We start from the raw sequence: 13,542 nt of genomic DNA on the forward strand, positions 1-13,542 counted from the left end.
GGCGACTATCTCCTCGTCACCCGGCGAGCTACGTAGAGTGGGCGCCGTTTGACCTCGTCGGAAATCCGGCCGATGTACTCGCCGATGACCCCGATCGTCATCAGTTGAATGCCCGAGAGAAAAAAGATGGAGACGACCAGTGTGGTAAAGCCTGGCACGCCGGTGCCCAGCGTGAACTTCTTGACCAGATAGAACAACGCTACAAGGAACGACAGGAACGACACGCTGAACCCCAGGAGGGTAATGATGCGCAGCGGCATATGGCTGAAGGAGATCAGTCCGTCCAGCGCGAGATAGAGGAGCTTCCTGAACGTGTACTTGGGCGCCCCCGCATGGCGGGCGTGGCGTTCGTAGGGCACGCCGATTTGTTTGAACCCCACCCAACTCCGAATCCCCCTGACAAAACGATTGCGCTCGGGCATGCGCACCAGGAGGTCCACCACTCGCCGGTCCATGACACAAAAATCTCCGGCGTCCAATGGGATGTCGATGTTGGCCACCCGCTGCAGCAGGCGATAAAACCCCGCATAGGCCAATCGCTTCCCCCACCACTCTTTACGCTCGGTCCGGATGGCATAGACGACCTCCCAGCCCTCCCGCCACTTGGCCAGAAAGGTGTGCAACACCTCGGGGGGATCCTGCAGGTCGGCGTCCATAATGCAGACGACTCGTCCACGGCTCTGCTCAAGCCCGGCACTGATCGCCACCTGATGCCCGAAATTCCGCGCAAACTCCACGATGACGATCCGTTGATCCTCCGCTTCCAGCCTTCGCAAAATGTCCGGACTCTGGTCCTGACTGCCGTCGTCCACCAGAACGATTTCATACTCCATTCCCAGATTCACCAACGCTCTGGTGAGGCGGCCATGCAGCGTGAGGAGATTCTCCTCCTCATTGAAAACCGGGATGATCACGGAGAGCTCAGGCCGACCCGTCGATGGCTCCGCCTGTCCCATCATGGCCGCGAAGTTTGCCGGTGTGAGGGCATGTCTCTCGCCGTCGGAGGCACGTTCAAGCGCCGAAGCCAAGGCGCGACAAAATCGCAAGGCCTCGGCCGGGTCCTCCAGAGGCGGCAGCATTCGGTCGCCTACCCGATCCGCGCTGGTCACAGTCTTACCCTCCTGCACAGCCGGTGGGGCTGGAGGAGCGCGCTTATATGGTGGTTGCATGGTTTTCCCTACAATGTCAGGCCTTCGGTCTCCCGACAGCCGCGCCGCCGGTCGGCACAAGGAATCTCCAACCACATAAGTGTAGCAAGAGAATCGTTTTCATCCAGTTCACGCCATAACGGGCAAAAAATGGTTGGGATGGCGACAACCATCGTCCCGTGACGAGGCGGTTGTAGGAAAAAGGACGGGTATTTTTGTGTGAAATGGCCGACGGCCGGAATACAGATCAGGGGGCAGGAACCGGAGGCTCTTCGCCCTTTGGGAGCATGGCAAGGCACGCCAACCCAATGGCAATCCAGACAAATTCCCGAAAGCGCCGCAACAGGGCAAAGGTGATTCCGGTCACATCTCCATACCCGAACGCCGTCAGCAGCAAGAGATTGCCGGCGTCCTGCGCACCTAAGCTCCCCGGGATGAAGAAGGTGCCCCCTTTGATCAGCACCGCGAGGGCTCCGATCGCCAGGGCCGACAACACTGTGACCGGTTGGCCCAGACAGAGGATCATGACGAACACTTCCAGCGCTTCCGCGAGCCATCCCAGGAGAAACAGCCCGGTCGAAAGGAGAAAGGCGGAGCGCTGCGTCGCATAAAATCCGGCGATGGTGCGATCCAAGTCCAGCAGTTGTTGCTCACGCGATTCCAGATATTGAATGCGCAGACCAAGGCGCCGCAGTATCTTCAGGATCCACCCGAACATGCCCTGGCGTTGCACGACCACGAACGCGCCGACCCCGAACCCCAGCAGCCCGACAGAGACAAGGCCGGCCATGGCGGTTTGTCCTACCGATCCTCCCGCGCCCAACAGCCAGAACGCGAGCCCGATGCCGGACAGGATAAAGAGAATCTGGGCGATCGTCATCGTGGTCTTCGCCGTCACCACCGAGGCCAGCCCTTCCACGATCGGCACGCCCTGCCGTTTGAGGAGAAACGCCTTAAGCGGCTCTCCGCCCACGTAGGCCGTGGGGGTCGTCATGTTCACGACCTCTCCGGCGGTGCGAATGGCCAGCACGCGCCAGAAGGGCACGTTCGTCGCCCACGCGCCGAGCGTGACCAGCCATCCGTAGGCTTCCAGAATGTACATGAGCAGCGAGGGGAGGAGAATCACCAGCATGGCGGCGGGGCCGAGTTGCGTGACCGCCTCGTAGATCCGCCCGATGCCGATATGCCAGACCAGTACAGAGAACGTCAGGGCCCCGAGCAGAAGGAGGGCCGCCTTAAGCACGGGCCCGTGCCGAGGGACGAATCACCCAGACCATCATCAACCAGAAGACGGTGGAGCCGAGTGCGGCCATCCACAGAAACCAATCCAGTTTATCCAGCAGCGCAAAGAGAAAGACCACCACGGAAAAATCCCGACTTGCGACGTTCTTCAGAATGAAGTCGGACCAGGCCGCCTGCTTGGGCGTATTCCAACCACGCGTCGCGCCGATTTTTTGCGCCTTTGTAACCAGCCAGAACGACATGATGTTGCCGAACACCGCAGCTCCGCCGAGCGCCAACGGAACCCAGGCGCCTTCGGTACCGGCCTGCCGGAGATACGCGCCGCAGGCGATCCCGGCAAAGATAGCCATATGCACCACATTGTCCATGGCAATATCCAACCAGGCACCGAACGGCGATTCGGTAAACGTAAGCCGAGCCACCTCGCCATCGCAACAATCGATGACCGCCGCCAATTGAAACAGCAACGCGGCCACGATCCCCGCCGAGTACGTCCCGATGCCGAACCCCACGGCCGACATGATCCCGACCGCCGTCGCCACCATCGTGATGGCGTTAGGCGAACACTTCATCCGCAGAAACAGTTGAGTCAGCAGCCGCGAGAACGTCCGGTTGAAATAGCGATCGACGAATCCCTCAGCCTCACCCTTCAACGAGCGGAAGAGGGTGCGCTCCGCCAATCCGGCGCTGGTATGATCCCATACGTCCCGGTACCACAGACCTGCGTGGGCCGCAGCTGCCACCACCCGGACACGCCCTTCCACCGCCGCCCGTTCCAGCCAGCGTCGTACCGGAATCATGCCCGCCGGCTCTGCGGCACCGGAAGGAGATGCGGCCGCTCCGTTCGGCGGAGTCAAAATACTAGCCGGCAACACCACCAAATCAGCGGCAACCTGGTGGCCCTCTTGTCCCGGATGATTGTGAAACGAGATCAGCCGCCCTTCCTGAAACGCCACCACCGGATTGCGGCGGCCCATGGCCGGCTCAACCGGACCGGCTTCCCGCGTCACAACGAGCGCCTCGCCGTCTCGCACGGACTGCCGCAAGTGCTCGATCAAGCCCTTGGAGAACACAGCCTGCACCCCTGCGATCAGACAAAATCCCCGCACTTCGGTGGCCAGTGATTCCCATGTCCGCGGATCATCGAGCGGGAACTCCCGCACCGGCATCCAGCGCACAGGAATCGTCACCCGGGCCCCCCGTGCCAAGGCATGCTTGAGCAGTTCTTCATCGGAGCCCGCCAGCACGATCAATTGGCGCATGCCGCCGCGTTGCAGCGTGAGCACGGTACGTTGAAACAAGCTTAAGCCGCCGATAGGGGTTAAGGGACCGACGTCGGTCAGACCACGACCCGGCCGATCTCCAAACAGACCGGCGCCCGGCAATAGAATGGCCGTGCTCAATCCCTGAAGTTCCGCCCCGCGTTGCAGTGTACTTTCACTCATGGTCGGATTCGTCGTTCGTCGCTCGTCATGTGTCTCTCGTCATTCGTATCTCGGAAAAAACTGGAGATCCATCGCGATAGGTAGAGCTGCCGGATATCTTACGAGAAAGCCTTCCCGATTCAGGCGAGGCGCGCCTCCGTTTACAGCCGCGGCAGAACCTCCCGCTCCGCCTTCGTCACGTCCTCGGGGAAATCGATCTCCGTCCACGGCAACCCGCCGATTTTCTCATGTCCGACCTTCACGTCCTGGAAATACTGCAACAACCCGTCTTCGTATTCCATGTCCCAGCGGTCCTGATCGATATAGCCCTTGAGCGAGCCGATCACGTGGGCCGTATCAGCCCGTCGCACCCTGAGAAATCCGACTCCCTCGCCCGCAATATCGTACCGATCCGGCATCTTTTTGCTCAAGGCTACTACTCGATCGCCCTGCACCACGACCATACATTCCTCGCCCGTTTGCTTCACCGTGTCGTCCATCAACAGGCAGTTCTCGTAGGGGGAGGCCACCAACCGGCGGAGAATTTCGCGATGAAACAAGACATCCGCATCCATGATCACCACGTCGTCGGATAGCGCCGGCCGGGCAATCCATAACGAGGAAATACTGCCCCGGTGGAACTCCTCGTTCACCAAATAGGAAAGATCGACCCCGTGGCAATGCGAACCGACTGCGGCCCTGATCATTTCCTGCTTATAGCCGACCACGATGGTGGCCTGCCGGATCTTCACCGATGCCAGGGATTCGAGATACCGGGACAGCAAGGTCTGCCCCCCGATCTCGATCAGGCATTTCGGCTTGTGCTGGGTCACCGGCCAGAGACGCTTCCCCACTCCGGCGGCAAGGATGATCGCTTTCATGCGCGGGCAACCGCTCCCGTCACCACCTCCTCAAAGGCTCCCAGGAACCCGTCGATCTGTAACTCGGTCAAGGCGCCCATGTTGGCGATCCGGAAGATCTTGGATTCCAGTTGTCCTTGTCCCGCGTAGATGACGTAGCCGCGTGCCTTCAATTGATCGTGCAGCGTGGCGTAGCTGATGCCGGAAGGCAGGTGAAAGGCCGTGATCGTATTCGAGAGCGAATCCGACGGCAACAAAGTCTTGACTCCCAGGGTCGCCATCCGTTCCCGAATGCGTACCGCCGCCCGCTTGTAGCGCTGGAACCGATTGGCAACACCCTCTTCCAGCAACTCGCTCAACGCTTCTTCAAAGGCATAGTAAATTTGAACGGCGGGGGTAAAGGGCACAATGCCTTTGCCCTGGTCATCGATATAGTGGGTCAAGTTGAGGTACCAGGATCGCTTGGGGTAGTTGCGCATCCGTTCCAGGAATCCTTTGCGCAGCAGAACGAACGACACACCCGGAAATCCCTGGATGCATTTGCCGGCGGTCCCCGCCACCATATAGATGTGGGACCCGGCAATATCGATCGGTTCCCCGGCCAGGCCGCTGACGGAGTCGAGCACAAAGACCCGATTCAGACTATCGACGACTTCTGCGATTTCTTTGACCGGATTGATCAACCCGGTGGTCGTTTCGTGGTGCACCATGGACACCGCATGCACCTCGGGGTGCTGGCGTAGCGCCAAACGGACTCGCTCAGGATCAGGCTTAATGTGCCACTCCGACTTGAGTTCGGAGACTCCGAGTCGATGGAGTCCGACCATGCTGGATAAACGCTCACCGTAGACGCCGTTGTTGATGACCAACATGCGCTTGGCCATCGGCAGACAGGACATGACCGCGGATTCTACCGCCGCCGTGCCTGACCCCGTCAACAATACGGCCACGTAGTCGGATTCGGCCCCGGGCACAAACGCCGCCAGCAGTTTGTGTTGGATACGGCCCAACAGATCTGAAAACTCGGACTCGCGATGGCAGATATCCGGACGCAACAACGCCTGCCGCACCCGTTCGCTCACGTTCACCGGACCTGGATTTAGAAGTATCATGTTCATGCCTCAGGCTGTGGATCGGGACTGAGCGGAGCGGCCCCACACATCGCACTCAGCACATCGGTGCTATTCAATTGCGTTCATGAATCGAGCGGTGATGGCCGGCGGCTCGAGCGCCACCCGCCCGGCATCCTCGACAAACTCGTTGACCTTGACCAGCAACATGCTGGGGCCTTCTTTCTTCAACATATCCTTAAATTCGTAGACGAGGTCGTCCCGGTCCAATACGCGCTCGACGTTGACGTAGCCTGCCGCCCTGGCCACTTTCTCCAACTGCACGACATTCGAGATGGTCGGCTGATTTCCAGTGGAACCATAGACTTCATTGTCGAACACCACATGGATGAAATTTTTCGGCTTCAGCGCGCCCACCGTGGCCAATGTACCCATCCCCATGAGGACATTGCCGTCGCCGTCGAAGACGATGACCTGCTTGCCTGGCTTGGAGAGCGCCACGCCAAGCGCAATGGCCGGCGCATTCCCCATCGACCCGATCATGTAAAAATGAGTCGGGCGATCGGCAAGCTTGTGGGCTTCCCGCGAGGGAAATCCATTGCAGATGATGACCGGCTGATCGGTCAGCAATTCGAGCAGCGCCGCCATGGCCTGCGCCCGACTCTGCATGGTGCCTTGTTCGGGCCTCATGGATGCAACCCCTTGATAATCCCCTTCTTAATCAGGAGCGCGACCGGAACACGCTGCTTCATCACGGTCTGCCCCACCCACCGGAGATCGTCCAGCATCGTCGGTTCCGACAGCGTCCGGTGTGGAATTCTCATGGTGTCGAGTAACTGCGGCATCGTCTCGCCCATCACCAGATGTTCCGGGGCGTCTTTGCCCTCGAACCCCCGCCAGGACACCAGGAGGATACAGGGCTGGCGATAGATCATGTTCAGCGAAATGAGCGTATTCAACGACGTCCCGAGCCCGGAATTCTGCATGAGCACAGCGGGAACTTTCCCGGCCATGTAGGCGCCCGCCGCCATGGCGACCGCTTCATCCTCACGCACCGCAGGGGTGTAGAGCTTCCGCGTCAACAATTCTTCGATAAGGCCGCCGAGCAACGAATCCGGCACCCCGGTGAAAAAATTCACGCCCAGATTCTCGAGCGCTTGCACAAACACATCGCTCTCGATCATGCCCCCTGCTCCTCGTGTCTCATCGGCCCAGGCACAAAAGGCGCATTATAGCCAAGGGGTCCTCCATTCACAAGAACAGCGCCACCGAGTTGCCGTCACCGCGAGAACCGTGATAGCGTTTGGGGAGAAACGATTGAAGGCCATGCCTAACGCGTTTTGGATATGCTCCTCTCTCCGCATGGCGCGTCGCCTGGGGCTTCTCGGTGCGCTCATCTTCATCGTGGCCGTGCCTGCACAGGCCATCACGATGGCAAACGATCCTCATGGCTTCGGCCAACTCACTTGGGGGATCCCTCTCACCGACATTCCGGAACTGACGGTAACACGATCCAATTCGCATACGATTGACTACCAGTTTCGCGATCATCCCCCGGTCTATGCCGATATTCCGGTCGAGAGCGTCCACCTTTCGACCGTCGATGATCAGTTTGCGCGGGTAACTATTCGGTACAATGGCGCGAAAGCCCACGCGCACGTGCTGCAATTCCTCGAACGGTCCTATGGCAGGATCGAGCGGATCCCCGGGCAGATGATGCGGGGCCTGAACCAGCAATACACCTGGCGCGGGACGGATACCGAGATCAGCCTCACCTATGAGGCCAACCGGGACCGGGGCTTTATCTTTATCGAAAGTCGCAACCTCGCGCCGAGATTTCAGGACCGGATGTCGGATACGGCGGAATAACATGGCTCAGCCCCTCTTCATCACTCCTGGACAATGGCCCACGGCCCTCACCGCGTTCGTTGCCGCGCTGCTGCTTCCGGTCGCGCTGGCGCTGGCCGTCCCCATGCAAAACGACCCGAACGGGTTCGAAGGCATTCCCTGGGGTGCGTCGTTCTCCGAATCCGACACGTTCGTGAAGGTCGAAGACACAGGCCGGGTCCAGACCTATGAACTGAAATCCGCCGACCGGACATTGGGTTCGGCGACGGTCGATTCGATGAAGTTCAGCACCGTCGATGGGAAATTCGCGCGAGTCATGGTGCGATACAGCGGCAAAGAGGCCCACGACCGGATACTGAGTTACCTGCAGGAACGATTCGGCCCTCTCGACCAGACTCCCGGCCAGGTCGCGGGCGGCGCCGTGAAGTTTTTCAACTGGCAGGGTGACGAAAGCGAAATCATTCTCCGCTATGACCTGCGCACCAGCCAGGGCGTCATCTTCTTCGAGAGCGAAGCCTTTCGTGCGAAGTTCAACGAAGGCAATTCGCCTTCGACGTTTTAAGGCCGTTCCCTTCCTCCATGGCCGAATACGTCGTCCCGAAACCAGCGAGATTCTTGTCTTGCCGAGTTGGCCCGTGATAGCCTGACAGGTGAGTAACCACTCACTCACCTGATCGACGAGCGCATGAAGCCGACGACCGCCCTCTCCCGCAATCCGGGCCAAGACCGCCAGGCCAGCCTGATCGCCTCGGCCGCCAGTCTGTTCGCAGCCAAGGGCTTCAAGGGCACGACCACCAAGGCCATCGCGCGCGCCGCCGGCGTCAGCGAAGCCCTGGTGTTCAAATATTTCCCGACCAAGCGAGCGCTCTATACCGCCATCCTTGCCGAAAAGGCCCCGCTCAGCGAGTTGCTGAGCGCCGTCGAAGAAGTCGCCCGCAAACGTGACGATCAGCGGGTCTTCACCCTCATCGCCGGATACCGCATCCGTCCCGGCGCCGATCCCACCATGCTGCGACTGCTGCTCTTCAGCGCGTTAGAGGGCCACGAACTGGCCGACATGTTTTTCGGCAAGCAGCACCGCTGGTTCTACGACTACCTGGCAGGATACATTCGGACCAGGATCGAGGAAGGCGCGTTCCGCGAGATCGATCCGCTGCTGGCCGCGCGCGCCTTCATCGGGATGGTCGTCCACCACCGGCTGCTGCATGATATTTTCGATGTGCCGTTGCATTGCCCGCACAAGGAGATTGTCTCTACCTACGTGGAACTGTTCCTGAACGGATTGCGGCGTTCATCCACATCCAGGAAGCGAGGGCTGTCGCGTGTCCGCTAATCTCATCAGACGGCATCCGATCGTGACCCTCGGCATCATGCTCTTTGTGGCCGTCATAGCGCTGGTCGCGCTCCGCCTCAGCAGCGGAGCCAAGAGCGATCCCCGGAAAAACCGGATTCTCACCGTCGGCACCATGAGTCCCATCAAGCAGGACCTGGACGTACGATTAACCTACACCGCCGACCTCATTCCCAATCAGCTCGTGAATATTTTCTCCCGCGTGGACGGCTACATCGCCAAGATCTATGTGGATAAAGGCGACCTGGTGAAAGCCAATCAACTGCTCGTCGAAATCGATCACACCGACTATGTACACGCGGTCAATCAGGCTAAGGCTAATCTCCTATCCGCAAAGGCCAAGGTCGTGCAGCAGGAGGCGGCCGTGCGCAACGCCGCCCTCACGCTCGACCGCATGCAGGCCTTGATCAAGGACCAGTTCGTCTCCCAGCAGGACCTGGATACCGCGCTGGTGAATCGCGACGCGGCGCTGGCCTTACAGGACTCCTTGCGAGCGCAGGTGCAACAGATGGACGTCGCCTTGGCCCAGGCCGTCACCAATCTGGCCTATGCCTCCATCCGTGCCCCGTTTGCCGGCTATATCGCGGAACGCAACCTCGACCCCGGCGCCTATGTGAGCGGCACCACCGCCAGCACGTCCACGATGTCGCGAGGAATTTTAAGTGTGCATGACGTCGAAACCGTCCGCACCCTGATCGAGGTCGTGGAGAAGGATGTGCCGCTGGTGAAGGTCGGGCAGCGCGCGGATGTGCGCGCCGAAGCCTACCCGAACGAAGTCTTTGAAGGCACGGTGACCCGCATCGTGCAGGCACTCAATCGCGCCACCCGCACCATGACCGTCGAGGTCGACCTCCCCAACAAAGATCATCGGCTCAAGGGCGGCATGTTCGCCCGCGTCGAAGTCCTGGTGGGAAAACATCCCCAGGCGATTCAGATTCCCCTGGATGCGGTGAGCCGGCTCGAAGAGTCACAATACGTCTATGTCGTCAAAGACGGGAAGGCCCATCAGGTCCCGGTTGAACTGGGGGCCCGCTCAGACAATCGCGTCGAAGTGGTGAAGGGCCTCACGGGGGACGAACAGGTGATTGTCTCCGGCAAAGACCTGGTGAGCGAGGGCGCGGCGGTTCAGACGCAGCCGATGGATGCCGTGAAGCGTGAGTCGTAACAGGCACCAAGTGAAGGGACCTCCTGCGTTGACGGCAGGCTCACTTCGTTTCACATCTAACGTTTCACCGCTCACGTCTCCATTATGTGGCTGACGCTACTCGCACTTCGTAACCGCATCGGCATCCTGATGCTGTCCCTGGCCATGGTCATCCTGGGGGCCACGTCGCTCGAACGGCTCCCCGTCGATCTCTTCCCAAACATTCAGGTCCCGGTCGCGTTCGTCGGAGTGATCTATAAGGGGGCGCCCCCGCTCGACATCGAACAGAGCGTGGTCTATCCCATCGAGAAGGCCGTCAGTTCCGCCTCGAACGTCGAACATGTCGAGTCCTTCGCCAAACAAGGCATCGGCGCGGTGCAGGTCTGGTTCAACTGGGGCGCGGACATCAACGTGGGCCAGATGGAAGTGATGCAGCGCATCACCCAGATTTTGAACAGCCTGCCGCCCGGGATTCTGCAGCCGTTCATCGTCAAGTTCGATGTCTCGAACATTCCCGTAGCCTTCGTGACGGCCTCCGGCGGCGATCTGGACGAACGGGCACTCTACGACCTGGCCTACAACACGATCGCCCCGCAGATCGAGCAGATCTCCAACGTCGCGGCAGCGACCGTCGAGGGCGGCAAGATCCGGCAGATCAATATCAATCTGGACCCGGCCCTGCTCCAGGCGCGTGGCCTCTCCATTCTGGACGTGGTCAACGCCGTCAAGGCCTCCAACCTGATTCTGCCGTCGGGCGACATCAAAGCCGGCAACCTCGACTACAACGTCTTCACCAACACGCAGTTCAAGACGGTGGAGCCCATCAACGATGTCGTGGTGAAAATCGATCAACGGGGCAACCCGGTTCGCGTGCGTGATGTCGGCGTGCTGAGCGACTCGTCGGACATTCAAACCAACGTGGTCCGCACGGACGGCAAACGCTCCGTCTACCTGCGGGTGAACAAGCAACCGATTGCGAACACGGTGGAAGTCGTCGATGCCTTGCGGAAGGCGATCCCGAAAATGATCGGCATTCCACCGGGTGTGCAATTGGGCATCTCCTTCGACCAATCGGTCTACATCCGGCAATCGATCAAGAACCTCATCGAACAGGCCCTCCATGGCTCGCTGCTCGCGGCGGCGGTGATTTTGCTGTTCCTCAGAAACCTCACCAGCACGCTGATCATCTCGGTTGCCATCCCGCTGTCCATTCTCGTGACGTTCATCGTGCTGTACTTCACCAACCAGACGCTGAATGTCTTCACGATGGGCGGCCTGGCGCTGGGCATCGGCCGGCTGGTGGACGATTCCATCGTGGAATTGGAAAACATTCAACGCCATTTGAATGTCGACCGGAACCGGTGGGACGCCATCGTCAATGCCGCCCGCGAGGTCGCCATGCCGATCTTCGCTTCCACGGTCACCACCGTCGTCGTCTTCCTCCCCATGTTTTTCATCGTCGGGATCGCGCGACTGCTGCTCATTCCGTTGACCCTTACGATCGCCATCGCCCTGTTCACCTCGTTCTTCGTCTCCCGCACGGTGACCCCCGCGCTCTGTTATCGCTTCTTGAAGTCGGAACAGGAGGCGCACCGTTCCTTGCCCTCCTGGTTCGTGAGCATCATGCAGTGGAGCCAGCGCCGGTACGACGCGCTCGATGAAGGATACGAACGCAGCCTGCGCTGGGTACTGGCCCACCGGCGCACCTTGCTGGTGTCCGTGGTCACGATTTTCGTCGGATCGCTGATGCTGCTGCCCTTCATCGGCACCGAATTTCTTCCGGTCTCGGACGAAAGCCAGTTCCGGATCGTGCTTCGCGGGCCGGTCGGCCAGCGGGTGGAAAAAACCGTCGATCAGGTCGCCGAGGTCGAGCGTGTACTTCGGGAAAAGATCCCCCCGGATGAACTGGAAGCGATCGCCTCCAGCACCGGAGTGCTGGCTCAAGGACGCTCGTCCCTGTTCAATCCCAACACCGGCCCGCACACCTCGGTCATTTCGGTCTATTTGGCGTCGCCCGACAAGCGCCGGCGCAACCAGGTCGAGATCATGAACGCCGTCAGACCGGCGATCATCAAGCTCTTCCCCGGCGTCGCGATGTTCTTCGATCCGGGAGGCCTGGTCAAACGGGTCACCAGCTTCGGCTCGCAGAAGTCCATCGATGTCGAAATTTATGGGTACGACTTCGAAAAGGCCCGCACCGTCATCCACCAGGTACAGGACCTCATGCATAAGATTCCAGGCATGGCCGACATTGAAGTCAGCCGGGAGGAAAACTACCCCGAGGTCAACGTGGTTGTCGACCGGGAGAAGGCCGCGCTGCTGGGAATCAGCGAGACGGACGTGGCCAACGCCGTCCTGTTTTCATTAAACGGGAACGGCCAGACCGACCCGATCATCTTCACCGACCCCCAGAACGGCAATGAATATTACATCAGCGCCTGGCTCGCGGAAGAACATCGCAAGGACCTGTCGGCCATCGAGCATGTCCTCCTGACGACGAAAAACGGAGAGCCGGTCCTGCTCAAGAACCTGGCGACGCTGAAGCTGAACGCCGGGCCCGTGAAGATCGAACGCAAGTATTTCCAGCGGGTCGTCCATATCACCGCCAACCCCGTTGGCCGGGATCTCGGTTCGATTGCCCAGGACCTGGAGTCGGCATTCGCCCAGATGCAGCTCCCGCCGGGATTCAGCATCCGACTCGCCGGTCAAATCCAACAGCAACGCGAGACGTTCGAAGGCCTCACCTATGCCAGCGCCCTGGCATTGATCCTGGTGTATATGGTGATGGCCGCACAGTTCAAATCACTGATCGACCCCTTCATCATCATGTTTTCCGTGCCGATGGGCATCCCCGGCGTGATTGTCATCCTCTATTTGACCAACACCACCATCTCCACCTCCTCCCTCATGGGCATCATCATGATGTTGGGAATCGTGGTCTCCAACGGGGTCCTGCTGGTTGACTACACCAATGTGCTGCGACGCCGCGGCCTGGACCTCGCCGCCGCCGTCGTCACGGCCTCGCGCACCAGACTCCGCCCCATTCTGATGACCTCACTCGCCACCGTGGTCGGGCTGATGCCCATGGCCCTTGGGCTCGGCACCGGCAGCGAGACCAATGCCCCGCTCGCTCGCGCCGTCGTGGGAGGACTCACGGTCTCGACGATTCTAACGCTGTTCCTCGTGCCGACCGTCTATACCATGTTGGAAGAGCGTTTCCCGCGTCGGGCGGATCAGCTGGCCGGAGCAGACGCCGAGGCCGACGCACCCGCGACCCAACCGGCGTAGCAAAAGATTGCCCCCTCCGCCGGCGACAAGTTCACGCCATTCACCACTTCCGTGCATCGCCGTTCGTGAAACGAATCGCGCAGGCATGCGCCGGGGGCGAGCGACGAGACCCTGAAAGCGCCGGTTTGTAGATCATGCTCGACAGCGCGGCGAACCAGGATGGGTGC

At 60.2% G+C, this 13,542-nt stretch carries 12 protein-coding genes; 5 read left to right on the plus strand and 7 right to left on the minus strand.

Features of this window, described 5'->3' with window-relative positions; all coding sequences use genetic code 11:
- Positions 1–5 precede the first annotated feature (5 nt).
- The 7 genes from H8K11_13690 to H8K11_13720 all read right to left on the minus strand — a co-directional run bounded on the left by H8K11_13690 (position 6) and on the right by H8K11_13720 (position 6,928).
- Positions 6–1,169 carry a glycosyltransferase gene (locus H8K11_13690; GenBank protein MCS6264802.1) on the minus strand — a complete coding sequence of 388 codons (1,164 nt, stop codon included), beginning with the start codon at positions 1,167–1,169 and terminating at the stop codon, positions 6–8.
- A 226-nt stretch (positions 1,170–1,395) separates the two neighbouring features.
- On the minus strand, positions 1,396–2,391 hold the full coding sequence (locus H8K11_13695) for a flippase-like domain-containing protein (protein MCS6264803.1): 996 nt from the start codon (positions 2,389–2,391) through the stop codon (positions 1,396–1,398).
- Positions 2,384–3,835, minus strand: coding sequence for a CDP-alcohol phosphatidyltransferase family protein (locus H8K11_13700; GenBank protein ID MCS6264804.1), 1,452 nt, complete (start codon positions 3,833–3,835; stop codon positions 2,384–2,386). The genes H8K11_13695 and H8K11_13700 overlap by 8 nt, the downstream gene beginning before the upstream one ends.
- A 140-nt stretch (positions 3,836–3,975) precedes the next feature.
- A complete protein-coding gene (locus tag H8K11_13705; GenBank protein MCS6264805.1) occupies positions 3,976–4,695 on the minus strand; it encodes a phosphocholine cytidylyltransferase family protein in 720 nt (239 codons plus the stop codon).
- A complete protein-coding gene (locus tag H8K11_13710) occupies positions 4,692–5,786 on the minus strand; it encodes an aminotransferase class V-fold PLP-dependent enzyme (GenBank protein MCS6264806.1) in 1,095 nt (364 codons plus the stop codon). Before H8K11_13710 ends, H8K11_13705 begins: the two co-directional genes overlap by 4 nt.
- Before the next feature lie 69 nt (positions 5,787–5,855).
- Positions 5,856–6,434, minus strand: coding sequence for a sulfopyruvate decarboxylase subunit beta (locus H8K11_13715; GenBank protein ID MCS6264807.1), 579 nt, complete (start codon positions 6,432–6,434; stop codon positions 5,856–5,858).
- The gene (locus H8K11_13720) at positions 6,431–6,928 is read right to left on the minus strand and encodes a sulfopyruvate decarboxylase subunit alpha (GenBank protein MCS6264808.1); all 498 of its coding nucleotides are present in this window, start codon (positions 6,926–6,928) and stop codon (positions 6,431–6,433) included. The genes H8K11_13715 and H8K11_13720 overlap by 4 nt, the downstream gene beginning before the upstream one ends.
- Positions 6,929–7,070: 142 nt before the next feature.
- Between H8K11_13720 and H8K11_13725 the strand changes: the two genes are divergently transcribed.
- The 5 genes from H8K11_13725 to H8K11_13745 all read left to right on the plus strand — a co-directional run bounded on the left by H8K11_13725 (position 7,071) and on the right by H8K11_13745 (position 13,375).
- Positions 7,071–7,613: a hypothetical protein gene (locus H8K11_13725; GenBank protein MCS6264809.1), complete on the plus strand. Its 543-nt coding sequence runs from the start codon at positions 7,071–7,073 to the stop codon at positions 7,611–7,613.
- A 1-nt stretch (position 7,614) separates the two neighbouring features.
- Positions 7,615–8,154, plus strand: a complete 540-nt coding sequence (locus H8K11_13730; protein ID MCS6264810.1) for a hypothetical protein — start codon at positions 7,615–7,617, stop codon at positions 8,152–8,154.
- Positions 8,155–8,277: 123 nt separating this feature from the next.
- The gene (locus tag H8K11_13735) at positions 8,278–8,925 is read left to right on the plus strand and encodes a TetR/AcrR family transcriptional regulator (protein ID MCS6264811.1); all 648 of its coding nucleotides are present in this window, start codon (positions 8,278–8,280) and stop codon (positions 8,923–8,925) included.
- Positions 8,915–10,108 carry an efflux RND transporter periplasmic adaptor subunit gene (locus H8K11_13740; protein ID MCS6264812.1) on the plus strand — a complete coding sequence of 398 codons (1,194 nt, stop codon included), beginning with the start codon at positions 8,915–8,917 and terminating at the stop codon, positions 10,106–10,108. The genes H8K11_13735 and H8K11_13740 overlap by 11 nt, the downstream gene beginning before the upstream one ends.
- Before the next feature lie 84 nt (positions 10,109–10,192).
- Positions 10,193–13,375, plus strand: coding sequence for an efflux RND transporter permease subunit (locus tag H8K11_13745; GenBank protein ID MCS6264813.1), 3,183 nt, complete (start codon positions 10,193–10,195; stop codon positions 13,373–13,375).
- Positions 13,376–13,542: the final 167 nt, after the last annotated feature.

This window comes from Nitrospira sp., from assembly GCA_024998565.1.
Taxonomy (GTDB): Bacteria; Nitrospirota; Nitrospiria; order Nitrospirales; family Nitrospiraceae; genus Nitrospira_A.

What these genes read in the sequence shown, in the direction of transcription:
- H8K11_13730 (MCS6264810.1), top strand. Translation starts at nt 7,615, where the DNA reads ATGGCTCAGCCCCTCTTCATCACTCCTGGACAATGGCCCACGGCCCTC.
- H8K11_13725 (MCS6264809.1), top strand. Translation starts at nt 7,071, where the DNA reads ATGCCTAACGCGTTTTGGATATGCTCCTCTCTCCGCATGGCGCGTCGC.
- H8K11_13735 (MCS6264811.1), top strand. Translation starts at nt 8,278, where the DNA reads ATGAAGCCGACGACCGCCCTCTCCCGCAATCCGGGCCAAGACCGCCAG.
- H8K11_13690 (MCS6264802.1), bottom strand. Translation starts at nt 1,169, where the DNA reads ATGCAACCACCATATAAGCGCGCTCCTCCAGCCCCACCGGCTGTGCAG.
- H8K11_13720 (MCS6264808.1), bottom strand. Translation starts at nt 6,928, where the DNA reads ATGATCGAGAGCGATGTGTTTGTGCAAGCGCTCGAGAATCTGGGCGTG.
- H8K11_13745 (MCS6264813.1), top strand. Translation starts at nt 10,193, where the DNA reads ATGTGGCTGACGCTACTCGCACTTCGTAACCGCATCGGCATCCTGATG.
- H8K11_13700 (MCS6264804.1), bottom strand. Translation starts at nt 3,835, where the DNA reads ATGAGTGAAAGTACACTGCAACGCGGGGCGGAACTTCAGGGATTGAGC.
- H8K11_13710 (MCS6264806.1), bottom strand. Translation starts at nt 5,786, where the DNA reads ATGATACTTCTAAATCCAGGTCCGGTGAACGTGAGCGAACGGGTGCGG.
- H8K11_13705 (MCS6264805.1), bottom strand. Translation starts at nt 4,695, where the DNA reads ATGAAAGCGATCATCCTTGCCGCCGGAGTGGGGAAGCGTCTCTGGCCG.
- H8K11_13715 (MCS6264807.1), bottom strand. Translation starts at nt 6,434, where the DNA reads ATGAGGCCCGAACAAGGCACCATGCAGAGTCGGGCGCAGGCCATGGCG.